General features: G+C 61.7%; 18 protein-coding genes. 9 read left to right on the top strand and 9 right to left on the bottom strand.

Features of this window, described 5'->3' with window-relative positions:
- Window positions 1–2: 2 nt before the first annotated feature.
- The 3 genes from IB249_RS18460 to IB249_RS18470 form a co-directional block, all read right to left on the bottom strand.
- A complete protein-coding gene (locus IB249_RS18460) occupies window positions 3–2,036 on the bottom strand; it encodes an ABC transporter permease subunit (protein WP_192307375.1) in 2,034 nt (677 codons plus the stop codon).
- Window positions 2,037–2,447: 411 nt separating this feature from the next.
- Window positions 2,448–3,446, bottom strand: a complete 999-nt coding sequence (locus IB249_RS18465; protein ID WP_192307169.1) for a phosphate ABC transporter substrate-binding protein PstS family protein — start codon at window positions 3,444–3,446, stop codon at window positions 2,448–2,450.
- A 143-nt stretch (window positions 3,447–3,589) separates the two neighbouring features.
- Window positions 3,590–4,888, bottom strand: a complete 1,299-nt coding sequence (locus tag IB249_RS18470) for an MFS transporter (RefSeq protein ID WP_192307170.1) — start codon at window positions 4,886–4,888, stop codon at window positions 3,590–3,592.
- A gap of 360 nt (window positions 4,889–5,248) precedes the next feature.
- Here IB249_RS18470 and IB249_RS18475 point away from each other — a divergent pair, with 360 nt between their 5' ends.
- A complete protein-coding gene (locus tag IB249_RS18475; protein WP_007896491.1) occupies window positions 5,249–5,653 on the top strand; it encodes an acyl-CoA thioesterase in 405 nt (134 codons plus the stop codon).
- A gap of 56 nt (window positions 5,654–5,709) precedes the next feature.
- Window positions 5,710–6,609: a D-hexose-6-phosphate mutarotase gene (locus IB249_RS18480; protein ID WP_192307171.1), complete on the top strand. Its 900-nt coding sequence runs from the start codon at window positions 5,710–5,712 to the stop codon at window positions 6,607–6,609.
- Between the two features lie 110 nt (window positions 6,610–6,719).
- On the opposite strand, the gene IB249_RS18485 is transcribed toward IB249_RS18480, so the two are convergent.
- The 4 genes from IB249_RS18485 to purE form a co-directional block, all read right to left on the bottom strand.
- A complete protein-coding gene (locus IB249_RS18485) occupies window positions 6,720–7,256 on the bottom strand; it encodes a DUF3299 domain-containing protein (RefSeq protein WP_192307376.1) in 537 nt (178 codons plus the stop codon).
- A gap of 88 nt (window positions 7,257–7,344) precedes the next feature.
- Window positions 7,345–7,590, bottom strand: a complete 246-nt coding sequence (locus IB249_RS18490) for a GlsB/YeaQ/YmgE family stress response membrane protein (protein WP_192307172.1) — start codon at window positions 7,588–7,590, stop codon at window positions 7,345–7,347.
- 108 nt (window positions 7,591–7,698) lie between these two features.
- Window positions 7,699–8,781, bottom strand: coding sequence for a 5-(carboxyamino)imidazole ribonucleotide synthase (locus IB249_RS18495; protein ID WP_192307173.1), 1,083 nt, complete (start codon window positions 8,779–8,781; stop codon window positions 7,699–7,701).
- A gap of 11 nt (window positions 8,782–8,792) precedes the next feature.
- Entirely contained in the window at window positions 8,793–9,284 is a 492-nt protein-coding gene (gene purE / locus IB249_RS18500) for a 5-(carboxyamino)imidazole ribonucleotide mutase (protein WP_192307174.1), read from the bottom strand.
- A gap of 414 nt (window positions 9,285–9,698) precedes the next feature.
- Here purE and IB249_RS18505 point away from each other — a divergent pair, with 414 nt between their 5' ends.
- Window positions 9,699–10,289 carry a hypothetical protein gene (locus IB249_RS18505; protein WP_192307175.1) on the top strand — a complete coding sequence of 197 codons (591 nt, stop codon included), beginning with the start codon at window positions 9,699–9,701 and terminating at the stop codon, window positions 10,287–10,289.
- Window positions 10,290–10,326: 37 nt separating this feature from the next.
- On the opposite strand, the gene IB249_RS18510 is transcribed toward IB249_RS18505, so the two are convergent.
- The gene (locus IB249_RS18510; protein ID WP_192307176.1) at window positions 10,327–11,238 is read right to left on the bottom strand and encodes a LysR substrate-binding domain-containing protein; all 912 of its coding nucleotides are present in this window, start codon (window positions 11,236–11,238) and stop codon (window positions 10,327–10,329) included.
- Window positions 11,239–11,418: 180 nt separating this feature from the next.
- On the opposite strand from IB249_RS18510, the gene aspA reads away from it, so the two are divergent.
- The 6 genes from aspA (at window position 11,419) to IB249_RS18540 (ending at window position 22,966) form a co-directional block, all read left to right on the top strand.
- Entirely contained in the window at window positions 11,419–12,843 is a 1,425-nt protein-coding gene (aspA, locus tag IB249_RS18515) for an aspartate ammonia-lyase (protein WP_192307177.1), read from the top strand.
- 385 nt (window positions 12,844–13,228) lie between these two features.
- Entirely contained in the window at window positions 13,229–14,674 is a 1,446-nt protein-coding gene (locus tag IB249_RS18520) for an alanine/glycine:cation symporter family protein (protein WP_192307178.1), read from the top strand.
- 113 nt (window positions 14,675–14,787) lie between these two features.
- The gene (locus IB249_RS18525) at window positions 14,788–15,792 is read left to right on the top strand and encodes an asparaginase (protein ID WP_192307179.1); all 1,005 of its coding nucleotides are present in this window, start codon (window positions 14,788–14,790) and stop codon (window positions 15,790–15,792) included.
- A 165-nt stretch (window positions 15,793–15,957) separates the two neighbouring features.
- Complete coding sequence (locus IB249_RS18530) at window positions 15,958–16,950, top strand: AraC family transcriptional regulator (RefSeq protein WP_192307180.1); 993 nt, start codon at window positions 15,958–15,960, stop codon at window positions 16,948–16,950.
- Window positions 16,951–17,186: 236 nt separating this feature from the next.
- Complete coding sequence (locus IB249_RS18535) at window positions 17,187–18,224, top strand: histone deacetylase family protein (protein ID WP_192307181.1); 1,038 nt, start codon at window positions 17,187–17,189, stop codon at window positions 18,222–18,224.
- 173 nt (window positions 18,225–18,397) lie between these two features.
- Window positions 18,398–22,966 (top strand): hypothetical protein, encoded by a 4,569-nt coding sequence (locus tag IB249_RS18540; RefSeq protein WP_192307182.1) that lies wholly within the window; start codon window positions 18,398–18,400, stop codon window positions 22,964–22,966.
- 12 nt (window positions 22,967–22,978) lie between these two features.
- Here the strand turns inward: IB249_RS18540 and IB249_RS18545 are convergent, their stop codons facing one another.
- On the bottom strand, window positions 22,979–24,514 hold the full coding sequence (locus IB249_RS18545; protein ID WP_192307183.1) for a PLP-dependent aminotransferase family protein: 1,536 nt from the start codon (window positions 24,512–24,514) through the stop codon (window positions 22,979–22,981).
- Window positions 24,515–24,520 lie beyond the last annotated feature (6 nt).

A 24,520-nucleotide genomic window follows, 5' to 3' on the forward strand; every position in this document is an offset into this window, starting at 1 on the left:
TCTTAAAGCGACGAGTATTTCTTGCGCAGACGCTGACGAATCAGTTCCGCGAGGGTGTTCATGACGAAGGTGAACAACAGCAGCACCAGCGCCGAGAGGAACAGCACGCGGTAGTGGCTGCCGCCGACTTCCGACTCGGGCATTTCCACCGCGACGTTGGCGGCCAGGGTGCGCAGGCCTTCGAACAGGTTCATTTCCATGACCGGGGTGTTACCGGTGGCCATCAGCACGATCATGGTTTCACCAACCGCGCGACCCATGCCGATCATCAGCGCCGAGAAGATGCCCGGGCTGGCAGTGAGGATCACCACGCGGGTCATGGTCTGCCACGGTGTGGCGCCCAGGGCCAGGGAGCCCAAGGTCAGGCCACGCGGCACGCTGAACACGGCGTCTTCGGCGATGGAGTAAATGTTCGGGATCACCGCAAAGCCCATGGCCAGGCCGACCACCAGGGCGTTGCGCTGGTCGTAGGTGATGCCCAGATCGTGGGAAATCCACATGCGCATGTCACCGCCGAAGAACCAGTTCTCCATGAACGGGCTCATGTACAACGAGAACCAGCCCACAAACAGGATCACCGGAATCAGCAGGGCACTTTCCCAGCCGTCCGGGACTTTCAGGCGAATCGACTCAGGCAGGCGACTGAAGCTGAAACCGGCGATCAGGATGCCGATCGGCAGCAGCATCAGCAGGCTGAAAATGCCCGGCAGGTGCCCTTCCACATACGGGGCGAGGAACAGGCCGGCGAAGAAGCCGAGGATCACGGTCGGCATCGCTTCCATCAGCTCGATCACCGGTTTGACCTTGCGGCGCATGCCCGGCGCCATGAAGTACGCCGTATAGATGGCGGCGGCAACGGCCAGGGGTGCGGCCAGCAACATGGCGTAGAACGCGGCTTTCAGGGTGCCGAAGGTGAGCGGCGACAGGCTCAGTTTCGGTTCGAAATCAGTGTTGGCCGCCGTCGATTGCCAGACGTATTTAGGCTCGTCGTAGTTCTCGTACCAGACTTTGCTCCACAGCGCGCTCCAGGACACCTCCGGGTGAGGGTTGTCGAGCAGCAGCGGTTTGATCTGCCCACCCGCTTCGACGATCACGCGGTTGGCCCGGGGCGACAGGCCGAACAGGCCCTGGCCGTCCACCACCTGGTCCACCAGCAAGGTGCGGTGCGCGGTGCTGTGGAACACGCCGAGCTTGCCGGACGCATCCAGGGCGATGAAGCCCTTGCGACGCTCTTCGGCAGTGATTTCAACGATGGGCGTGCTGCCCATCTGGAAGGTGCGGATCTGCTTCAGGCGTTGCTCGCCATCCGGGTCGCGGGCCATGAACCATTGGGCCAGGCCGCCCCTGGAATCGCCGATGATCAGCGAGATACCGCCCACCAGTTGGGTGGCGGCGGTGACTTGCGCCTCGCCGTTTTCCAGCAGCTTGTAGCGGCCGTTGAGGCTGCGGTCGCGCAGGCTGAACACGTCGGCTTGGGCACGACCGTTGATCACGTACAGCCACTGCTGACGCGGGTCGACGAAGATGTGCTTCACCGGCTCGGTCATCTGCGGCAGCTCGATACGCTTCTGCTCGCTGGTGATTTCACCGGTCATCATGTTCTCTTCGCTGGTCAGCGACAGCACATTGAGTTGCGACCCGGTGGAGCCCACCAGCATCAGCGTGGTATCGGTGGCATTGAGGCTGACATGCTCCAGCGCCCCGCCCGCCTCGTTCACCGCGATCGGCGCTTCGCCGTAGGGGTACTCGATGGCCGGGTTGATGGTTTTCTTGCCATCCGGATAACTGACTTTATAGGTGTGACGGAACACCAGCGCCTGGCCATTGGACAGCCCTACCGCCACCAATGGGTGACCGGGCTGGTCTTCGCCGATGGAGGTTACGCTGGCACCGGCCGGAACCGGCAGATCGACGCGCTTGAGCTCAGCGCCACTGTCGATGTCGAAAAACAGCACCTGGCCCTTGTCGGAAACACGCATGGCCACCTGGTTCTGCTCTTCCAGGGAGATCATCAGCGGCTTGCCGGCGTCCTGCATCCAGGCGGGGGTAATCGCGTCTTTGGCCGTCAGGCTGGCCCCCTGGAACAGGGGCGCGACGACGTAGGCCAGGAAAAAGAAAATCAGGGTGATCGCCCCCAGCACGGCGAGGCCGCCAACGAGCACATACCAACGGGTGAGGCGATCCTTGAGCGCGCGAATGCGGCGCTTGCGTTGCAACTCAGGCGTATTGAAATCAATTCGCTTGGGGGGATTTGTAGTCATGTTGGAATTGGCCAGATCATTCATTCGCACACCCTAGCGATCCTGTATGACAGAAAGATGACAGTGCAGTGACGCGACGAATCCGCCGCTGGCAGGACCAGCAGTGGATTGAGAATTCGAAATGCAGGGAGGCGGCCATTGCCGCCCCCCTGGGAGTCCTTAGGGGTTCACCCTAGACTCAGTTTGTTACTGCTTTGCGACAGAGCCGCCTTCCTGCAGACCCAAGTCAGCCAGTGCTTTTGCTGCGACCTTGGCTGGCAGTGGGATGTAGCCGTCTTTCACCACCACTTCCTGGCCCTGTTTGGACAGGACCAGCTTCACGAACTCGGCTTCCAGCGGGGCCAGAGGCTTGTTCGGGGCCTTGTTGACGTAGACGTACAGGAAACGGGACAGCGGGTACTTGCCGTTCAGGGCGTTTTCTTCGGTGTCTTCGATGAACTCGGTGCCGCCTTTCTTGGCCAGGGCCACGGTTTTCACGCTGGCCGTCTTGTAACCGATGCCCGAGTAACCGATGCCGTTCAGCGAGGAGCTGATCGACTGCACGACCGAAGCCGAGCCCGGTTGTTCGTTCACGTTAGCCTTGTAGTCGCCTTTGCACAGGGCTTCTTCCTTGAAGTAGCCGTAGGTGCCGGATACCGAGTTACGACCGAACAGTTGCACCGGCTTGTTGGCCAGGTCGCCGGTCACACCCAGGTCACCCCAGGTTTTCACATCGGTTTTGGCGCCGCACAGACGGGTGGACGAGAAGATCGCATCGACCTGTTCCATGGTCAGGTGCTGGATCGGGTTGTCCTTGTGCACGAAGACAGCCAGGGCGTCCACGGCCACCGGGATAGCGGTTGGCTTGTAGCCGTACTTCTGCTCGAAGGCCGCCAGTTCGGTGTCCTTCATCTTGCGGCTCATAGGGCCCAGGTTGGAGGTGCCTTCAGTCAGCGCAGGTGGCGCGGTGGCCGAGCCGGCGGCTTGAATCTGGATGTTGACGTTCGGGTATTCTTTTTTGTAGTTCTCGGCCCACAGGGTCATGAGGTTGGCCAGGGTATCGGAGCCGACGCTGGACAAGTTGCCCGACACACCGGTGGTCTTGGTGTAGCTCGGGATAGCAGGGTCAACAGCGGCAACCGCGTTGGCAGTCGCAACGCCAGCAGCGACAAAAGTCATTGCCGCCATCAAACGCTTCAGTTTCATGCCTTACTCCTAGCAGATAGAGTGTGTTAAGTCGGGGGCCAAGTATCGGCAGGCCGTATGAACACTCTATGGCTGAAATATGACAATTGGATGAAAGGCCATCATCGCTTCATCGCCGGCACGCCGGCGATGAACAAGACGGATCAACGCCCCTTCTTCCAGAGGTAGGCCCCCAGCACGATCCCGACCCCACACAGCACCGCCACGTAGTACGCCGGCCCCATCGGGCTTTCCTTGAGCAGCAGGCTGACCACCATCGGCGTCAGGCCACCGAAAATGGCGTAGGCGACGTTATAGGAGAAAGACAGGCCGCTGAAACGCACCACGGGTGGGAAAGCCTTGACCATCACGTACGGCACCGCGCCGATGGTGCCGACCAGCAGGCCGGTCAGGGCATACAGCGGGAACAGCCAGTCAGGATGGTCGGCCAGGCTGTGGTAGAAGGTCCAGGAACTGGCGAGCAGGGCCGCGCAGCCAAATACGAATACGCGGCCTGCGCCGAAGCGATCCGCCAATGCCCCGGCAATGATGCAACCAAAGCTCAACATTACAATGGCCACGCTGTTGGACTGCAGGGCCGTGGTCGGAGAGAAGTGGTAGACCGTCTGCAACACGGTTGGCGTCATCAGGATCAGCACCACGATGCCGGCCGACAGCAGCCAGGTCAGCAACATGGAAATAACGATTGCCCCGCGATGGTCGCGCAACACCGCACGCAGCGGCACTTCTTCGGCCAGCGCCTTGCGCTGTTGCAGTTCGGCGAACACCGGGGTTTCGTGCAACCAACGGCGCAGGTACACCGAGAACAGACCGAACACACCACCGAGCAGGAACGGGATCCGCCAGGCGTAATCCGACACCTCCACCGGGGTGTAAAGGCTATTGATCGCCGTGGCGACCAGCGACCCCAGGAGAATGCCCGCCGTCAGACCGCTGGTCAGGGTGCCGCAGGCGTAGCCGATATGCCGCTGCGGTACGTGTTCGGAAACGAAGACCCAGGCGCCCGGCACTTCACCGCCAATCGCCGCGCCCTGGATCACCCGCATCAACAGCAACAGGATCGGCGCCCACAGGCCGATCTGCGCGTAGGTCGGCAGCAAGCCCATGATCAGGGTCGGCACCGCCATCATGAAAATGCTCAGGGTGAACATCTTCTTGCGCCCCAGCAGGTCACCGAAGTGCGCCATCACGATGCCGCCCAGCGGCCGTGCCAGGTAGCCCGCGGCAAAGATGCCGAAGGTCTGCATCAGGCGCAGCCACTCGGGCATGTCGGCCGGGAAGAACAGCTTGCCCACCACCGTGGCGAAGAACACGAAAATGATGAAGTCGTAGAACTCCAGCGCGCCGCCCAGGGCGGACAGCGATAAAGTCTTGTAGTCATTGCGGGTCAGCGGTCGTGCGGGTTGGGTCGGCTGCGCGATGCTCGAAGGCGCTGTGGTCATGGCAAGGCTTCTCTTTATAGACGGATCTGCAACCTCGACAACGCTGGCCGGGGCTTGGGCAGGACCGGCACGATAACAAATTGTTCGAAAAAGCACATAGAGGTGCGTATTTGACGGTCAAAATGAGAACCGGACGGTCGTCTCGGAGTCTATCGACCGATATACTCGGGGTCTTGCGACAGTTTCAAGGGTTGCTGTGCGAAAACGCCTGCCGGGATTCAGGCGGTTTCGCAGAGTTTCCCTTCAGGCGCCTTACGAAAAACGTGACGAACAGAGTATGTTCGGGGCTGAATCGTTTTTCTTCAGACGGCTATTCACCTTGAAAGACAATGAGAGTCACGGGTCAGAGGCACCCCCGGCATGATAGAGCTCGAACAAGAAGATCCAATCCCGCAGGGCGACCTGGCCTTGCAAATCACCGCGCTGCCGCGTGAAACCAACGGTTTCGGCGATATCTTCGGCGGCTGGCTGGTGGCCCAGATGGACCTGGCGGGCACCGCGATGGCCAGCAAGGTCGCCGGCGGTCGCGTCGCCACCGTCGCCATCGACCGCATGGCGTTCCTGGTTCCGGTCGCGGTGGGCGCCCAGTTGTCCTTCTACACCCAGGCGCTGGAAATCGGCCGCAGCTCGATCCAGATGATGGTCGAGGTCTGGAGCGACGATCCACTGTCCAGCGAGTGGCGTAAAGTCACGGAAGCCGTGTTTGTGTTCGTCGCCATCGACGGCAGTGGCCGCACCCGTTCGGTTCCGCCACGCGCACGTTAAACACAGCCCCTGTTTTGCGGTCCATTGCAGTCCTGTTCCCGATAGAGAGTGGCCCCATGAGCACGCCCAACGTTGAAGCCGTGAAGCTGGATGAACTGAATTGCTGGCGCATTCGCCACGGTCAGGCCGAATTGCTGGTCGCTCAGCAAGGGGCGCACATCCTCAGTTATCAACTGGCCGGGCAACCGCCGCTGATCTGGCTCAACGACGAAGCCGTGTTCAAGACCGGCAACAACATCCGTGCTGGCGTGCCGGTGTGCTGGCCGTGGTTCGGCAACCTGTTGCGCAACCCTCAGGGTGTTCAGGCCATGCGCACCAGCAGCGAGCCGCCCACGGCCCATGGTTTTGTCCGGGCAACGGACTGGGCGTTGCGGGGCATCGAAGCCGAAGGCGAAAGCCTGAAGGTGGAATTCACTCTGCCCTACCCCGAAGGTGGCTTTGCCGGGTGGCCGCATCGGGTGGACCTGACGCTGGGCATTCGTCTGGACGAGCAGCTGCACATCGACCTGACCAGCCATAACCAGGGCACCGACACGGTCACCCTCAGCCAGGCACTGCACACGTATTTCGCCGTCAGCGATGTGCGCAAGGTGCATGTCGAAGGGCTGGACGGCCTGACCTACATCGAGACACTGGAAGACTGGACAACCAAGCCACAGACCGGTGACCTGCACTTTACCGGCGAGACCGACCGGATCTACCTCGACACCCCGCCCAAGCTGGGCATTGTCGATCCTGCCTGGGAGCGGCGCATCCAGCTGACCAGCCGAGGGTCGCGCTCGGCGGTGATCTGGAATCCGTGGGTGGACCGCGCGGCCGCCTTCAGTGACATGGCGGACGATGGCTGGCAACGCATGCTGTGCATCGAGACCGCGAACGTGATGGACGATGTGGTGACACTGGCGCCGGGGGCGAGTCACACCCTGGGCGTGAGTATCAACAGCCGCCCCCTGTAATCCCTCAAAGTGTGGGAGCGAGCCTGCTTGCGAAGAGGCCATCACATCCGCCATTCATCTTGGCGGTGATGACGCCACCGCGAGCAGGCTCGCTCCCACCCTTTTAATGCCTAAAGATCAGATTCCTTCACCACTCGCACCTTCGCCGCATCCAGCGCATAGGCCGCATCGGCCAGATCATTGTTGACCGTCTCGATCTTCAACGTGCCGGTCACCCACAACGGCGTATAGATGTCGTTGAGCTTCAAACCCTGTGGATAGCGCACCAGCACCAGCTGGTTGGGCGGCGGAGGCGGCACATGGATGCAGGCGCCGGGGTATGGCACGAGGAAAAACAGCGTACTGCGCCCCTTGGCGTCGGACTCCAGCGGCACCGGGTAACCGCCGATGCGAATGCGCTTGTCGTTCATCGAAGGCACGGTTTTGGTCGAGTACATCACCGCCGGCAGGCCTTTGCTCTGCTTCATGCCACCCTTTTGGGTAAAGGTGCCATCGGCTTCGGGTGAGTTGTGATCGATTTCGGGCATGGCCTCGAGGGCTTTCTGGTCGGACTTGGGCATCAATTCGAGCCAGTCGGTTTCCGGCAGTTCGCCAGCATGGGCAAGGCCCGAACCCAGTAGAACAAGAGTCAACAAAAGACGGCGCATGAAGGTGCTCGGCAAGGGGGAGGACGTTACGACGCCGAGCATTCTAGCCCTCCCCGCGCATTTGTCAGAGAGGGCTTTGTCGCTTGAATCAGTTCTTTTTGATCAGGCCGTAGATCACCAGCAGGACCACCGCGCCGACCAGCGCGCCGATTAAACCGGCCCCCTGACCTGCCTGGTAGATGCCCAGGGCCTGGCCGCCATAAGTGGCTGCCAACGAACCGCCAATACCGAGCAGGATGGTCATGATCCAGCCCATGCTGTCATCGCCCGGTTTCAGGAACCGCGCAAGCAGGCCGACGATCAAGCCGATAAAGATGGTTCCAATAATTCCCATGGCACTTCCCTCTTGTTTGGTAGATAGAAGCCTAGTCAGACTTTGGCATCCTGCCATGAGAGAACGGCGGGCCCCCAATGGTTCCGCCGCTGCCACGTGAAACCGGATTTACTCGGCGATGAGCGCTTCGACCTTGAGGATCTGCGCGGCCAGCGTTTCGCGATCGGCACAACGCAGGTTGGCGTGACCGACCTTGCGTCCGGCCTTGAACGCCTTGCCGTAGTGGTGCAGATGGCAATCGGCGATGGCCAGGACTTTCTCCGCTTCCGGCACTTTACCGATGAAGTTGAGCATCGCGCTCTCGCCGACCTTGGCCGTCGAACCCAGCGGCAGGCCGGCCACGGCCCGCAGGTGATTCTCGAACTGGCTGCATTCGGCGCCTTCGGTGGTCCAGTGCCCGGAGTTGTGCACGCGGGGCGCGATTTCGTTGGCCTTGAGGCCGCCATCGACTTCGAAGAACTCGAACGCCATCACGCCGACGTAATTCAGTTGCTTGAGCACGCGGCTGGAATAGTCCTCGGCCAGGGCTTGCAACGGGTGATCGGTGCTGGCCACGGACAGTTTGAGGATGCCGCTGTCGTGGGTGTTGTGCACCAGCGGGTAGAACTTCGTTTCGCCATCGCGAGCACGCACGGCGATCAGCGACACCTCGCCGGTGAACGGTACGAAGCCTTCCAGCAGGCAGGCGACGCTGCCCAGCTCGGCAAACGTACCGACCACATCTTCAGGCGTACGCAGGACTTTCTGACCCTTGCCGTCGTAACCCAGGGTGCGTGTTTTCAGCACGGCGGGCAGACCGATGGACGCGACCGCGGCGTCCAGATCGGCTTGCGACTGGATGTCGGCGAACGCCGGTGTCGGAATCCCCAGGTCCTTGAACATGCTTTTTTCGAACCAGCGATCACGGGCGATGCGCAGGGCGTCGGCGCTCGGGTAGACCGGGACGAATTGCGACAGGAACGCCACGGTTTCAGCCGGCACGCTTTCGAACTCGAAGGTCACCAGATCGACTTCATCGGCGAGCTGGCGCAGGTGATCCTGATCGCCGTAGTCGGCGCGCAGGTGTTCACCCAACGCGGCGGCACAGGCATCCGGCGCGGGGTCCAGGAAAGCGAAGTTCATACCCAGCGGAGTGCCCGCCAGCGCCAACATGCGACCCAACTGGCCGCCACCGATTACACCGATCTTCATCGTCAACAACCTCAGGCGATACGTGGGTCTGGATTGTCCAGCACGCTGTCTGTCTGTTCGGTACGGAAGGTTTTCAACACCGTGTGGAACTGCGGGTGCTTGGCGCCCAGGATGCTCGCCGACAACAGCGCGGCGTTGATCGCGCCCGCCTTGCCGATGGCCAGGGTAGCAACCGGGATACCTGCGGGCATCTGCACGATGGACAGCAACGAATCGACGCCCGAGAGCATCGACGACTGCACCGGCACGCCCAGCACCGGCAGGTGGGTCTTGGCCGCACACATGCCTGGCAGGTGGGCTGCGCCACCGGCACCGGCGATGATCACCTCGATGCCACGCGCTTCGGCCTCTTCGGCGTACTGGAACAGCAGGTCCGGGGTGCGGTGGGCGGACACCACCTTCACTTCATAGGGGATGCCGAGCTTTTCCAGCATATCGGCGGTGTGGCTAAGGGTGGACCAATCGGACTTGGAGCCCATGATCACGCCAACCAATGCACTCATCGTCGTGCCTCTTCTCTCTGGCGCCCGCAGGCGCGTCAAAAACAATAAGCCACGCAAAATGCGTGGCTTGAATTGTACGAAAAATGGCCGGAAGGACCGGCCGAAGGCCGCGCAGTATACCGCAATACGGCAGATAAACAGCCCCTGTTTCGACCATCTGTCATTTGCCGCAAAAGCACCGATTATTGACTCAAAGGTCAACAGATGAAGGGCCTCAACAGCATCCGGCCGATCGGATGAACATATCAACTACATCAGTAAATTGCCTGATTAACCATTGCTAAAAAACACCCACTTCGGCAACAGCCGGAAATAGACAAGCACTCGCTAACTCTTAACTTCAACGTTAACTTTCAGCGCACAACAAACAATAAATCCACATGAACTTAATCTACAACCCGAACGAACCTGATTATGATCAACAAGTCCATAAAGAAAAACGACATCACTATTTTCGCCCTTATTCACAATGATGTTCCAGCGGACATCAGGAGAAGTATCTACCCTGACTACCTGGGCCACCTGGTCGCCGAACTGGAGGGTTTCACCGGGAGAAAGTTCAATATCGTACTGGGCTCCGGAGAACCTTACAGCAGCTTCAACTATAAAGACAAAGACCCGATGAACGTGCTGAAAAAGTGGGAGAGCCTGGGTTATACATACTTGAAGGAAGCCGAATCAAAAGGTTTCGCCGCCCATCCTTTAAGTCAGGTCATTCTGCTCACCCATCACGACATCAATGAACGTACAGCGGGAGCGGCACTTCTTTACCCACCCCATCACACCGGAAAGTTTGCGATTTCATCCTTGAGCAGGTATTTGAACGTCGGCCATGAAATTGGCCACTTGCTGGGCGCAAAACATGACGACGCCGAAGTTCAGTACAACGGCTGGTGGTGTGAGACCTACATGATCGCCGAACCCAACAAGGCCAGGTCCACGTGTTACACGTTCAGCCCGGCCAATCGGCAAGCGATCAAGCACTATCTGTCTAGCCAGGATTGATGATTGAACGGCGCTGCGGGTCGCGCCATCCCACAGGTTATTGATTGGCGCTCGCCGCCCCACCCTCAAGCTTGCGCCACAACAAACGCACGTTGGCCTTGCGCACCAATGCGCAGCGGTACAGACGAATCTCCAGGGGCACGTGCCACTGCGGCCCGCCGCAGACCACCAGCTCGCCGCGCGCCAGTTCGGCCCGCACGCTCAATTGCGGCACCCAGGCGATACCCAGGCCTTCCAGCGCCATGCTCTTGAGGCTGTCGGCCATGGCCGTTTCGTAGACGGTGGTGAACCGCAGCGCCCGCTGACGCAACAGCACATTCACCGAGCGCCCGAGAAACGCACCGGCGCTGTAGGCCAGCAGCGGCACGCTGCCCTCGCCTTCCAGATCGAACAATGGCTTGCCCTCGGCATCCGCCGCGCAGACCGGCAGCATCTCGGTGTGCCCCAGATGCAGCGAAGGAAAGATTTCCGGGTCCATCTGCATCGCTGCATCCGGGTCATAGAACGCCAGCATCAGGTCGCAGCCCCCCTCACGCAACGCATGCACCGCGTCACCCACGTTGGTCGCGACCAACCGCGTCGCGATGTTCAGCCCTTCATTGCGCAATTGCGCGATCCAGCGTGGGAAAAACCCCAGCGCCAGGGAGTGCGCAGCCGCGACCTGCATCACTTCGCCCTGCCCGCCTTCCAGATGATGGAGGTGACGCAACACTTCGCCGAGTTGTTCCACCACCGTTCGCGCGGTGACCAGGAACAACTGCCCCGCCGCTGTCAGTTCGATCGGCGTACGCGAGCGGTTGACCAGTTGCAGCCCCAGCGCGGCTTCGAGGCTGCGGATTCGGCGGCTGAACGCCGGCTGGGTCACGAAACGGCGCTCGGCCGCCTGGGAAAAGCTGCGGGTGGCGGCCAGGGCGCTGAAATCTTCCAGCCATTTACTTTCCAGATTCATCAGGTCCTCCCGGACACGCACCAATTTGGGTCGCACGCTCGCCGCAATCGCGGCGTCACACCGTCATTATGCCGAATATGCATAGGGCAGTGTTTAACAGCATTGGCTCTGCATTCTCCACAAGCCTAGCATTTGCGGTGTTCCGGCACAGACCGGGTCCATATCGAGATGATTTCCGTCATGTCCTCCGCTGCATCATTCCGCACAGAAAAAGACCTGCTTGGCGTACTCGAAGTACCGGCTCAAGCGTATTACGGCATCCAGACCCTGCGAGCGGTGAACAACTTCCGTCTCTCCGGCGTCCCGATTTCGCATTACCCGAAGCTGGTGGTCGGTCTGGCCATGGTCAAACAGGCCGCTGCTGACGCCAACCGCGAGCTGGGTCACCTCAGCGAAGCCAAGCACGCAGCCATCAGCGAAGCCTGTGCCCGTCTGATCCGCGGCGATTTCCACGAAGAATTCGTGGTGGACATGATTCAGGGCGGCGCTGGCACTTCAACCAACATGAATGCCAACGAAGTCATCGCCAACATCGCACTGGAGGCCATGGGTCACCAGAAAGGCGAGTATCAGTACCTGCACCCGAACAACGACGTGAACATGGCGCAGTCGACCAACGACGCCTACCCGACGGCGATCCGCCTGGGCCTGCTGCTGGGTCACGACACCCTGCTGGCCAGCCTCGACAGCCTGATCCAGGCCTTCGCCGCCAAGGGTCAGGAATTCAGCCACGTGCTGAAGATGGGCCGCACCCAGCTGCAAGACGCCGTGCCGATGACGCTCGGCCAGGAATTCCGTGCGTTCGCCACCACCCTGGGCGAAGACCTGGCACGCCTCAAGACCCTGGCACCGGAGCTGCTGACCGAAGTGAACCTGGGCGGGACCGCCATCGGCACCGGCATCAACGCCGACCCGCGTTATCAGCACCTGGCCGTTCAGCGCCTGGCCACCATCAGCGGTCACCCGCTGGTGCCGGCGGCCGACCTGATCGAAGCCACGTCCGACATGGGCGCCTTCGTCCTGTTCTCCGGCATGCTCAAGCGCACTGCGGTGAAGCTGTCGAAGATCTGCAACGACCTGCGCCTGCTGTCCAGCGGCCCACGCACCGGCATCAACGAAATCAACCTGCCGGCGCGTCAGCCAGGCAGTTCGATCATGCCCGGCAAGGTCAACCCGGTGATTCCGGAAGCCGTCAACCAGGTGGCCTTCCAGGTCATCGGCAACGACCTCGCGCTGACCATGGCAGCCGAAGGCGGCCAACTGCAGTTGAATGTGATGGAGCCGCTGATCGCCTTCAAGATCCTCGACTCGATCCGCCTGCTGCAACGCGCCATGGACATGCTGCGCGAGCACTGCATCACCGGCATCACCGCCAACGAAGCACGCTGCCGCGAACTGGTCGAGCACTCGATCGGCCTGGTCACCGCGCTGAACCCGTACATCGGCTATGAAAACGCCACCCGCATCGCCCGTATCGCCCTTGAAAGCGGCCGCGGCGTGCTGGAACTGGTGCGTGAAGAAGGCTTGCTCGACGACGCGATGCTCGACGACATCCTGCGCCCGGAAAACATGATTGCTCCACGTCTGGTGCCGTTGAAGGCCTGATCAGACGCAACACATGCAGTACCGCTCACCAGGTCGAGGGACTAGACACCTCTCACCTTTTGAGGGCCTGGGGATCATTCCCCAGGCCCTTTTTTTTAAGTGTTTTAGCATACCCGCTCCAACCCAAAGCAACACCGCTTAAACAACTTGCACCACAAGCGTGCAGACGGGCCCCGCACTGATCGGTATAGTGCGGCCCCTTCTTCGCGTGGACGGTCGTCGGTAGCGAGACCCCAAACCAAGCGAAACCCGAACTAACAACAAACCCGCGATTTGGATCCGGGACGAACCTTCGACTCGCCTGTTTTGCCGTGCGCAAGCGGGTGTAACACGATGTTTCTGACCGACCAGCATTTGCTCACATAAAAACAGCGAGGAATACGCCATGCTCGAAGTCATCAACGACTTCCTCTCAGGGAAAGTACTGATCGTGCTCATTGTCGGGCTCGGGAGTTACTTCACGATCCGCTCGCGTTTCGTTCAACTGCGTCACTTCTTCCACATGTTCGCGGTGTTCCGCGACAGCCTCAAAAGCAGCGCCGGCCAGCTCAGTTCGTTCCAGGCCCTGATGCTCAGCCTGGCCGGCCGAGTCGGTGCGGGCAACATCGCCGGGGTCGGCATCGCCGTGACCTTGGGTGGCCCTGGTGCAGTGTTCTGGATGTGGGTGACCGCGCTGGTCGGCATGTCCAGCAGCTTTTTCGAATGCGCCCTGGGCCAGCTCTACAAGCGCTGCGACTCCGAAGGCCAGTTCCGTGGCGGCCCGTCCTACTACATCGAGCACGGCCTGCAAAAACGCTGGCTGGGCATGATCATGGCGTTCCTGTTGCTGGTGACCTTCGGGTTTGCCTTCAACGGCCTGCAATCCCACGCCGTGACCCACTCGCTGAACAACGCCTTCGGCTTCGACACCACCTGGACCGGCCTGGCGCTGGCGGTGTTGCTGGGCCTGGTGTTCATTGGCGGGATCAAGCGCATCGCCAAGGTCGCCGACCTGCTGGTGCCGGTGAAAACCCTGGTGTACATCGGCGTGACCATCTACGTGATTGTGCTGCAATTCGACCACGTACCCGCCATGCTGATGACCATCGTCAAAAGCGCGTTCGGCCTGGATCAGGCCTTTGGTGGCCTGATCGGCAGCGCCATCGTCATGGGCGTCAAGCGCGGCGTGTTCGCCAACGAAGCCGGTCTGGGCAGTGCGCCGAACGTGGCGGCCGTGGCGTCGGTCGAGCACCCGGTGGCACAAGGCGTGGTCCAGGCGTTCAGCGTGTTCCTCGACACCTTTGTGATCTGCACCTGCACCGCGCTGCTGATCCTGCTCTCGGGCTTCTACACCCCGGGCTTCGAAGGCGACGGCATTGCCCTGACCCAGAACTCGCTCGCTGCGGTCGTCGGCGACTGGGGCCGGATGTTCATCTCGGTCGCACTGGCCTTGTTCGTGTTCACTTCGATCCTCTACAACTACTACCTGGGCGAGAGCAACCTGCGCTTCCTGATCGGTGAAAACCGCAAGGCGCTGATCGGCTACCGCACTCTGGTACTGGCGCTGATCTTCTGGGGCGCCATCGAAAACCTCGGCACCGTGTTCGCGTTCGCCGACATCACCATGACCCTGCTGGCGTTCGTGAACCTGATTGCGCTGTTCCTGTTGTTCAAGGTCGGCATGCGCATCCTGCGCGACTACGATGACCAGCGTGCTGCCGGCATCAAGACGCCTGTGTTCGATTCGAGCAAGTTCGCGGACCTGGATCTCGACCTGAACGCATGGCCGGCGAATCCACCGGCGACCGCGCCGAAGGCCGAGCCGCAAGGCGTACCCGCAGCGCAACGCTGATCGGTTAAAGTGCAAATCCCCCGGTAGCAGCGGCGGTGCGACGATTCGCGAGCAAGGCGAATCGGCGCACCGCCGCTGCCACAAAAGGACGTCATTGTTCACGGAGCAGCCCTATGAATTCCTCAACCTACCCTGCCGCCCAACACGTCATGGTGCTCTACACCGGTGGCACCATCGGCATGCAGGCCAGTGCCAACGGTCTGGCCCCGGCATCCGGTTTCGAAGCGCGGATGCGCGAGTACCTGCACGGCCAGCCTGGCCTGGTAGTGCCGCCGTGGCGTTTTCGCGAGATGTCGCCGCTGATCGACAGCGCCAACATGTCCCCGGCGTACTGGCAACAATTGCGCGAGGCCGTGGTCGACGCGGTGGACGTGCAGGGTTGTGACAGCGTGCTGATCCTGCACGGCACCGATACCCTGGCCTACAGCGCGGCGGCCATGAGTTTTCAGTTGCTCGGCTTGCAGGCCCGCGTCTGCTTTACCGGTTCGATGCTCCCGGCCGGCGTGCCTGACAGCGATGCCTGGGAGAACCTCGGCGGCGCCCTGGTTGCTCTGGGCCAGGGCCTGGCGCCGGGCGTGCACCTGCATTTCCATGGTGAAATGCTCGACCCGACCCGTTGCGCGAAGGTGCGCAGTTTCGGTCGGCACCCGTTCAAGCGCCTGGAGCGTCAGGGCGGAGGCTCGAAGGCCGCTTCCCTGCCGGCCGCGCTGAACTACAACCAGCCCAGACAGCTGGCAAAGGTCGCGGTATTGCCACTGTTTCCCGGCATTGGCGCCGAACAGCTCGATGGCGTACTGAACAGCGGCATCCAGGCCCTGGTGCTGGAATGCTACGGCAGCGGCACGGGGCCAAGTGACAACCCGGCGTTCCTCGCCGCGCTGGCGCGGGCGCGCGACAACGGTGTGGTGGTGGTCGCGGTCACACAGTGCCATGAAGGTGGCGTGGAACTGGACGTGTACGAGGCGGGCAGTCGGTTGCGCGGTGTCGGCGTGCTGTCCGGTGGCGGCATGACCCGCGAAGCGGCGTTCGGCAAGCTGCATGGGTTGCTGGGCGCCGGGCTGGATACTGCGCACGTTCGCCAACTCGTCGAACTCGACCTGTGCGGCGAATTGACCTGATCCCACACAAAACCCGTGGGGGCGAGCCCGCTCGCGAAAGCGTTCTGGCATTCGGCAAACGGGTGGCCTGATTGGCCGCCTACGCGAGCCGGCTCGCCGCCACAGGATCAGCGGTGGGCACATAATTTGCTCACTTTTCCAGCAAACCCAAGGCTGGAAGCCGCCATGCTCCACTCCCACCTCACCACCCTCAACGCGGTCTCCCTGGTGCTCAACGCCTTCAAGGCCGACGGCTTGTCCAGCGAGGCGCTGCTGGCCGGCAGTGGCATCAGCACCGCCGACCTGAGCCGGGCCGACACGCGCATCACCACCAACCAGGAGATGCAGGTGTGTGCCAATGCGGTGGCGCTCAAGCGCGACATTGGCCTGGAACTGGGCCGGCGGATGCACGTTTCGTCCTACGGCATGCTCGGTTATGCGCTGCTCACCAGTGCCACCTTCGGTGACGCTTTGCGCCTGGCGATGCGCTATCCGGCGCTATTGGGAACAGTTTTCGAGCTGCGCCTGGAGGAAGACGACGAGTATGTCTGGTTCGCCGCCGCCGACTACCGCGAAAGCCCGGCCATGGCCGTGTTCAATGCCGAATTCTGCCTGGTGTCGTTGAAAGTCATCTGCGACGACCTGCTCGGTCACCCGCTGCCGCTGCGGGTCGCGCGCTTCGAACATGCCGCGCCCGACTATCGGGCGACCTACGCCGATCACTTCGAGTGCCCGCTGAGCTTCGGCGCCCACGACAATGCCTTCGCCTTCGACAAGCGCTGGCTTGACCAACCCTTGCCGCTGGCCGACGTCATCACCCATCAGGCCATGGCCGAACGTTGCCGCAAGCAGAATACCGAGTTCACCGGACGCCAGGCGTGGCTGGGGCGGATTCGCCAACTGCTCAGCGCGCAGCTGAATGCGGCACCCGGCCTCGACGGCCTGGCCGAACAGATGAAATGCTCCACCCGAACCTTGCGCCGGCATCTCAAGGACATGGGTTGCAGCTATCAGGAACTGCTCGACGAATTGCGTTTCGAACAAGCCAAGCAAATGCTCTGCGAGGATCAGATGCCGATCTATCGGATCGCCGAGGCGCTGGGTTTCAGCGAGACCGCGAGTTTTCGTCACGCCTTCGTGCGCTGGAGCGGGGTGGCGCCGAGTCAGTTTCGGCCCTGAAGGATCGATTGCCTGAGATGCCGTCATCGCGAGCAGGCTCGCTCCCACAGGGGCGGCGCGGTCATTGTGGGAGCGAGCCTGCTCGCGATAGTGGCCTAAAGAACGCCGAGGGAAGGGGCGAATTTCGGTCAACTATTTTGGCCACATCAATCCCCTTTTGGCCTTTCCTGCCGTTTTCCAAAACCGCCGGCACCGCAAGACTGTGTTCAACCGAATCAGCCTGCGGAGAACAAGAAATGCTGACGATCTATTCGGATGATCATCACCTGCACCACGGCCGTTGCGAATTGATCGACGGGCAACTCAAGCCCTGCTTCGAAATGCCCTCGCGCGCCGACCACGTTCTGCAACGGGTCAGGAACCAGAACCTTGGCGCCGTCGAAGCCCCCAAGGACTTCGGGCTCGAACCGATTGCCCGCGTCCACAGCCGCGAGTACCTCGATTTCTTCAAAGGCGCCTGGGCACGCTGGACCGAGTTCAACACCGACGGCGACTTGCTGCCCTACACCTGGCCGGCCCGCACCCTGCGCGCGATCAAGCCCAAAAGCCTGCACGGCGAGCTCGGCTACTACAGCTTCGACGGTGGCGCCCCGATCACCGCCGGTACCTGGCAAGCCGCGTACAGCGCAGCACAAGTGGCACTGACTGCACAGGCACACATCCAGGGCGGCGCTCATAGTGCCTTCGCCCTGTGCCGCCCGCCGGGACATCACGCCGCCAGCGATGTGATGGGCGGTTATTGCTACCTCAACAACGCCGCCATCGCGGCCCAGGCGTTCCTCGATCAGGGCCGCCGGAAGGTTGCAATCCTCGACGTCGACTATCACCACGGCAACGGCACGCAATCGATTTTCTATGAGCGCAACGACGTGCTCTTCACCTCGATCCACGGCCATCCGGAAGCCGAATTTCCGTTTTTCCTGGGCTTTGACGATGAGCTGGGCGACGGCGCGGGCGAAGGCTTCAACTTCAACTATCCATTGCCCGCCGGCAGCGGCTGGGACACCTGGAGCGCCGCACTGGAGCAGGCCTGCAAGGAGATCGAGCGCTACGGCGCCGACGTCATCGTCGTTTCCCTGGGGGTCGATACGTTCAAGGACGATCCGATCTCGCAATTCAAACTCGACAGCCCGGATTACCTGGCCATGGGCGAGCGCATCGCCGGCCTCGGCAAGCCCACCTTGTTCGTGATGGAAGGCGGTTATGCGGTCGAGGAAATTGGCATCAATGCCGTAAACGTGCTCGAAGGCTTCGAACGCGCTCGGGGGCAGTAACCCGCTGCACCAGCCCCCACGTTCGTACCACGCGAAAACCGAAGACCCGCCCAGCCGCGGGTCTTTTTTTGCCTGCAATATTTATCTACCGCCAGGCAGCGGTGACGGCCCGATAACGTCTCCCGACCCAGCGCTGTGCCCTCTACAGCCGCTCGCACATTCAGGAGACCAGCATGTCCGAAACCACCTTCCAGAAAGAACTGGATTTACTGACCGAACTGGTCACCGGCCCTTCGATCAGTGAAGTCGCGGCTAATGTCCTGCGGCCCGCGCTGGCCGCGTTGTACCCGCAGCTCAAGATCAACCCGACGCTCGCCACCGTGGTCACCCCGACTTGGGTGATTACCGAAGACCGCGTGATCCCCGGGAGAAATCAGTTCGAGACCCTGACCAACGTTCTGGTACGCGTCGGGTATTCGCAGTCGAACGTGAACTACATCGATGGCGAACACTTTCTGACCCTGCACCCGGGCGACGAGCCGATGGTGAAGCTGGCGGTGAAAATCGATGCGATCGGCCACTTGATCAATTCACTTTCACCCCTGCTCTTCAACGCCTATCAACAGCAACAGCTCGATTACTGGAACCATGAGACCGGGCCCTCGACCCCGCGCTGGCATCAGCTCTCGCGGTCCCTGCAAGACATCTGGAACCTTGATCCGGCACTGACTTGGAGTGACGACGAAAAAGCCATCGCCCAGGCGGTGTTCAGCCAGCCGGATCGCGCCACCCGACGCGCCGGGGACAAATACCGGATCAAGGCCTGTCTGATCGATGTCGACGTCGTCGAAGACGGGGTGAGCAATCACTGGCGGATGATGGACCTCGCGGTGCTCGTAGGCACACTCGGCGAGCGTACCTTTGTGCTGACGCACTCCATCATCCAGGGCTTCGAACGGTATGACTCCATTGACGTGTTGGCTGAAAAACTGCAGTGCGGAGCCGATCTGCAATGGCGCCTGTATGAACCCGACGGCCATTTTTTCCACCACCAGGCCTGTGCCCTGATTGCACTGGAGATCGAAGCCATCGGTGGCTTGAATCAGGCTCAAGGCAAGTCATCGCCCAGCCTTTCGTTCGGCAAGCCTGCCCATCCCAGAAACTTCAAGGCCTCGCACGAAGCACCGTCGTCGCATTTCAGCAAGGTCCAGACCTTGTTGCCCAACTGGCTCAAAGAAGGCTCACCGGCGGACCTCACTCGCTACAGTCGGCACTTGATGGACCTCGCCAGTCTGCGTGAACAGGACGCCGGCAAAACCTTCCTCGACGGTGTGCCATCGCTGCGCGAGTTCACCTTGCAAAGCCTGCGCAAACAGATGCTCAAGGATCACCCCACCGCCACGGCCCTGAAACTCGAGGATATCGAACTGAGCATCACCAGTCTGGTCATCTACGGGACCTTCATCGTGCCCGGACAAACCCAGACCCTCACCCTGTCGCTGGTTGACCTGGCGCTGCAAAACCTGATCGGCCTGCCGACCGGCAACCGCGCGGTACGATTGACCCATGGTGAGGCGGCGCCGGACTGGATGACCCCCGCGTACCTGGAACAACTGGTGACCCAGGTGAACATCGGCGAGACCTACCCGGCGCTGATCAAACTCAAGTTGCTCAGTGACGCGCAGGAAACCGAACGCCGGCAAAACCTGTACAGCCGTCATCTGCGCATCCAGTTGCCGCTGCAAGCGCTGCAATACAAGCTCCGTAACCAGGCGGGCATCGACGAGCGTGGCTATCAGTATGTGCTCGCGGTCATGCAGGAAAACCCGGCGAACCGCTATGTCGACGGGCTGGAGATCGTCATTCGCCCGCTGGCGTTCGTCCACGGCGAAAACACCCAAAGCACGGCGGATAAAGTGGCCAACATATTCGTGATCGGGCCGCGACTCGCGACGAAAGGTCCCTGCCTGCTCTATCGACCGCTGCTCGACCACCCGTTGCTGCAATACCCGGGGGAGGCGAATCTGCTGTATGCGATCAAGCACAGCAAGACGCTGCGCCAATCGGTCCTGGCGTGGCTGCCGGACGGCGTGCGCTTCAACTATTCCCAATACGCCTTCCCCGGCGAATTGCCGTCCGTCTGGACCATCGGCCAGTGGCTGGTGGAGCCCACGTCGCTGCAGGGCAGGATGGCCAACGTGGCGTTCAGCGCGACCGCGCTGGAAAGTGAACCCCTTGCCGCACTGTTCAAGGCGAACGCCGACGCGATGATCACCCTGGCTGAACGCCAATCGGTGTCGAACGCCGAAGCCCGCTGGGCAACGCTCAAGCAAGGCGCGTGGATGCTGTTCAACATCGCCTTGCCGTTTCTCGGGCGTACCGTGGGCACCGCCGCCTGGATCTGGCAAATCATGGACGACCTGCAGCAGGCCACCGACGCCAGGGAAAATGACGACACGGAGGGCGCCTGGTCGGCCATGACCGACTTGCTGCTGACCCTCGGCATGGTGATCGCCCATCAAGCCGCCAGCGAGAAACCCTCCGCACGAACCGCCGAAGAGCATCCGGCCCTGCGCCCGGAGCCCCCGGCCTTACCCCGTCCGAAATCCAGCGTGACCCGCCTGCCCGACTGGCATTCGAGCCAGCCGCCGGCTGCGCATGAGTCCACGCTGCACAGCCTCGGCGCATTACCTGCCAAAAGCGTGGGGACATTGCTCGACGCGCTGAGCATCAGCGAGCCGGTTGGCCTGAAGGCGCCATCGCTCGACGCCGGCCCCCGGCAATACCTGCGGGGCCTCGGCAGCCAGTGGTACGCGAAAGTCGGTGAGCGCTGGTTCGAAGTCATGCTCAATGACAACGAGGATGTACAGATCGTCGACTCGCGCAAAACACCGGCGATCAAAGGGCCGCTGCTGGTGCACTCGGCCAGGGGGGAATGGTTCGTTGACCTGCGACTGCGTTTGCGCGGTGGCGGTCGCCGGCAGGCGCTCGTGCGCCAGAACCAGCAGCGCAAGGCAGAGTTGAGACAGAAGCTCGAAGCGTTCGATGGGCGAAAGCAGGCGCTGGAAGAGGAACTCGAGCGTGCAGAAAAAGCCGCCACGGACGATGACTACCAGGCCCTGATCGACACCCTGGATTCACATCTGGCGGCTTACAACACCTACATCGAACAACTCAAGGCGTTCAACGCCCTCGAGCCCATTCCGAATTATCGCCCGGTCCTGGTCAGTTGCCTGGACCTGCAGCTGGCGCTGACCCGCAAGTGGTTTGCCCGGCAGGATCGCGCATTCAGCCAGCGCATGCGCCAATCCCTTGCACTGCTGGACAACGAAACGGTCGAGAGCACCCAAACGCCGCGCCAGACGCATCAATCGACCAGCGACATGACGCAGCAATTCATCGACCGGATCGAATTCGCCCAGGCCCGGATCGATGAACTGACCCGACTGGGCAAGGACGCCAGCGAAATTGGCCGGGATTACGCGACGCACCTGCCGCGCTTCAACCTGCAGGACCTGAAGCTGTTCCAGATCAGCATTGCCCAGGAGCTTTGCCTCAACGACGGCGCGGCGGTGGACCTCGCGCCTGCCCGCCAGGCCATGGAGCAACTGGTCGATGACGCCGGTCTCACCATCCAGTCGTCTCTGGACCTTGCCGCCGACGGCGAAGCACTGGAGCTGCTGGACCGCATCGACGGTTTCAACGACCTGGTGGAGCAATTCGCCAACCTCGACCAGCGAATTGCCGACCTGGGACAGGAATTCCCGGAACAGTTGCTGAGCGCGCCACTGGCGCTCATGCGCGAACGAATCAAGGCGTTCAACGAACCCGCCAAGGCGCAACTCGCCGCCTTGTTGCAGGAGCGCAGATTGCTTGAACCGACGCCCGGGCCATCCCGGCCTGCGACGCCACGCCAGCGCATCATCAAGACCCGCTTCAAAGGCACCGTGTTCGGCACCCCGCGCGCGCGAGCGGCGGGCGAGGACCTGGACCTGTTTGACGTGACGTCGCCGCTGACGGGCAAGGTCATCGCGACGTTCCACGAGAAATCGCCCGGCAACTGGCTGGAGCATGTTGCCCCACGGCCCTCGCCAACGACCCGCCCCCCCCTGGAAATCAGCATTCAGCAAGGCCAGGCGCTGCTCGACCAGCTGCCAGCGTTTACCCGTCGAACCGAAAGCCACGCCAACCAGGCCGGACGCATTCCCGTGGAAATCGAGGAACTGTTCAATCAACAGGCACGGCGGATGACCGAAGCGGCCGATATCATCGAACAGGCGCTGACCGACCTGAACGCCACGGACGGCGGCCCGGTGTCGGCCGTCAATCTGGCCAGGCAGCTCAACGACGGGGCAACCGCCCTTCATGAACAGGGACGCCTTGCCCGAATCAACATGATCAAACGACAACCCCCGACCGCGGCCAGGGTGCAATGGCTGCATGCTCAGGGCCTGGTCGAAATTGTCAGGATCCCTGGCCGGCAGCGGCTCAAGGGGATTAAAAAGGACTTTCTCGAGGAGTACGAAATTCGCGTGCGAGACACCGCGACCAAGCCCGGGCCCAGCAAAGGCGCGGCCCTCTGGTACGCGCACTTTCATTATCCGAAGATCGACACCCCGGTGGACGGCTACACGGCAGCCCACCTGAAAACCGCCGTGCAACGCAAGTTGGGCGGAGGGTTTGACCTGCGAAAGGCCTCGTCGAACAACGAGATCATCGAGATCTATCGCAGCGAAATCAGCCCGCCATTGGCCCGGTCGCTGTTCCTGCCTGCGCCCAAGCCTTCCACGTCGAAAAGTTGAACGGCCCGGGCATCAGCGCCAGGCTTTTTTCAACCGCTTCACGGCAGCCCTGATGTCGGCTTCCGGCACCGCCGCGAAACCCAGGACCAGCCCGGCACGCTGGTCCAACGGCGTTTGCGAGTCCGGCAACCAGTAGCTGCTCAGCGCGTTGATCTCGACATCGACGTTGGCGGCGCTTTCGACCAAGGCTTGCTCGCGGGCCCGGGAGTCGACGCCAACCGTCAAATGCAGCCCGGCCACGACACTGGGCAGGCTGCCGATGCCCGGTATGTCGCGAGGCCAGTCGGCCAGGAGTGTATTGCGCCGGCTCAGGGCGGCGCGGCGCATCCGGCGGATGTGCCGCTGAAAATGCCCGGCGGCCATGAACTCGGCCATCACCGCCTGGGTACTCACTTCCGAATGCCGGACATCCACCGCGCGCCGCTGTGAAAACGCATCCACCAACCCTGGCGGCAACACCAGATACCCCAGGCGCAAGGCCGGAAAGGCAACTTTGCCGAAAGTGCCGACATACAGCACCCGTCCCTGCCGATCGAGGGCCGCCAGCGGTGCCAGGGGTGCGCCCGTGTAGCGATACTCGCCATCGTAGTCGTCTTCGACGATCCAGCCCTGGGTGCGCTCGGCCCAGGCCAGCAGTTCCAGGCGCCGGGCCAGACTCATGACCACGCCCGTGGGGTACTGGTGCGAAGGCGTGACATAAGCCAGGCGGCAATCGCCATACGAAGCCAGTTCGTTGCAATCGATGCCCTCGCCGTCCACCGCCACGCCATGCAGGCGCGCGCCGGCCACGGCGAAGGCATGACCGGCAGCCCGATACCCGGGATTTTCGATCGCCACTCCGTCACCCGGCTCCACCAGCAACTGTGCACAAAGGCTGATGCCCTGCTGTGCACCACTGGTGATCACAATTTGCTCAGCCGTGCACTGCATGCCTCGGGAACTGCGCAGGTACGCGGCGATCAACTCACGCAATCGCTCGTCGCCTGCTGGATCGCCATAACATAGCTGGCGCAGATCCGGTTTGCGCCAGAAAGCCGCGTTCAGCTTGGCCCACACCTCGAACGGGAACAGATCGAAGGCCGGAACGCCTACCCGAAACGCCCGTGGCGGACCGCTTGGCGGCAGCGCCAAATGGTTCTTTTCCACCCGACCCAGCGCGCCGCTGTGGATAACTTTACTGGATGAAATCACAGGCAAATCTAGCCAATTTGTGGATAAGGTTGTTGATAACCCTGTTGAAAAGCCTGTGGATACTTTTGTGGATAGTTTTTTGGCCTGAGGCAGTTGCGCCACGTAAGTGCCGTCGCCGACACGGCCCTCGATGAAGCCTTCGGCGTACAGCTGATCGTAGGCGCGCACCACGCTGTTGCGGGAAATCGCCAGCGCTGCCGCCAGATCTCGACTGGCAGGCAACCGCGTGCCGCTGGCCAATCGACCGTCGAGCACCCGCATGCGCAACGCCTGATAGAGCTGACGGCTCAAGCCCTGGCGGCGGTCGAGCTCAATGCCCGCCGGGTTGAACGATAAGGAAAGCGGCGCATTCGTCATGCTAAT

This window comes from Pseudomonas sp. PDM04, from assembly GCF_014851765.1.
Lineage (GTDB): Bacteria > Pseudomonadota > Gammaproteobacteria > Pseudomonadales > Pseudomonadaceae > Aquipseudomonas.

Coding starts and splice junctions, on each gene's coding strand:
- IB249_RS18460 (WP_192307375.1), bottom strand. CDS start 2,036: ATGCAGGACGCCGGCAAGCCGCTGATGATCTCCCTGGAAGAGCAGAAC.
- IB249_RS18465 (WP_192307169.1), bottom strand. CDS start 3,446: ATGAAACTGAAGCGTTTGATGGCGGCAATGACTTTTGTCGCTGCTGGC.
- IB249_RS18470 (WP_192307170.1), bottom strand. CDS start 4,888: ATGACCACAGCGCCTTCGAGCATCGCGCAGCCGACCCAACCCGCACGA.
- IB249_RS18475 (WP_007896491.1), top strand. CDS start 5,249: ATGATAGAGCTCGAACAAGAAGATCCAATCCCGCAGGGCGACCTGGCC.
- IB249_RS18480 (WP_192307171.1), top strand. CDS start 5,710: ATGAGCACGCCCAACGTTGAAGCCGTGAAGCTGGATGAACTGAATTGC.
- IB249_RS18485 (WP_192307376.1), bottom strand. CDS start 7,256: ATGCGCCGTCTTTTGTTGACTCTTGTTCTACTGGGTTCGGGCCTTGCC.
- IB249_RS18490 (WP_192307172.1), bottom strand. CDS start 7,590: ATGGGAATTATTGGAACCATCTTTATCGGCTTGATCGTCGGCCTGCTT.
- IB249_RS18495 (WP_192307173.1), bottom strand. CDS start 8,781: ATGAAGATCGGTGTAATCGGTGGCGGCCAGTTGGGTCGCATGTTGGCG.
- purE (WP_192307174.1), bottom strand. CDS start 9,284: ATGAGTGCATTGGTTGGCGTGATCATGGGCTCCAAGTCCGATTGGTCC.
- IB249_RS18505 (WP_192307175.1), top strand. CDS start 9,699: ATGATCAACAAGTCCATAAAGAAAAACGACATCACTATTTTCGCCCTT.
- IB249_RS18510 (WP_192307176.1), bottom strand. CDS start 11,238: ATGAATCTGGAAAGTAAATGGCTGGAAGATTTCAGCGCCCTGGCCGCC.
- aspA (WP_192307177.1), top strand. CDS start 11,419: ATGTCCTCCGCTGCATCATTCCGCACAGAAAAAGACCTGCTTGGCGTA.
- IB249_RS18520 (WP_192307178.1), top strand. CDS start 13,229: ATGCTCGAAGTCATCAACGACTTCCTCTCAGGGAAAGTACTGATCGTG.
- IB249_RS18525 (WP_192307179.1), top strand. CDS start 14,788: ATGAATTCCTCAACCTACCCTGCCGCCCAACACGTCATGGTGCTCTAC.
- IB249_RS18530 (WP_192307180.1), top strand. CDS start 15,958: ATGCTCCACTCCCACCTCACCACCCTCAACGCGGTCTCCCTGGTGCTC.
- IB249_RS18535 (WP_192307181.1), top strand. CDS start 17,187: ATGCTGACGATCTATTCGGATGATCATCACCTGCACCACGGCCGTTGC.
- IB249_RS18540 (WP_192307182.1), top strand. CDS start 18,398: ATGTCCGAAACCACCTTCCAGAAAGAACTGGATTTACTGACCGAACTG.
- IB249_RS18545 (WP_192307183.1), bottom strand. CDS start 24,514: ATGACGAATGCGCCGCTTTCCTTATCGTTCAACCCGGCGGGCATTGAG.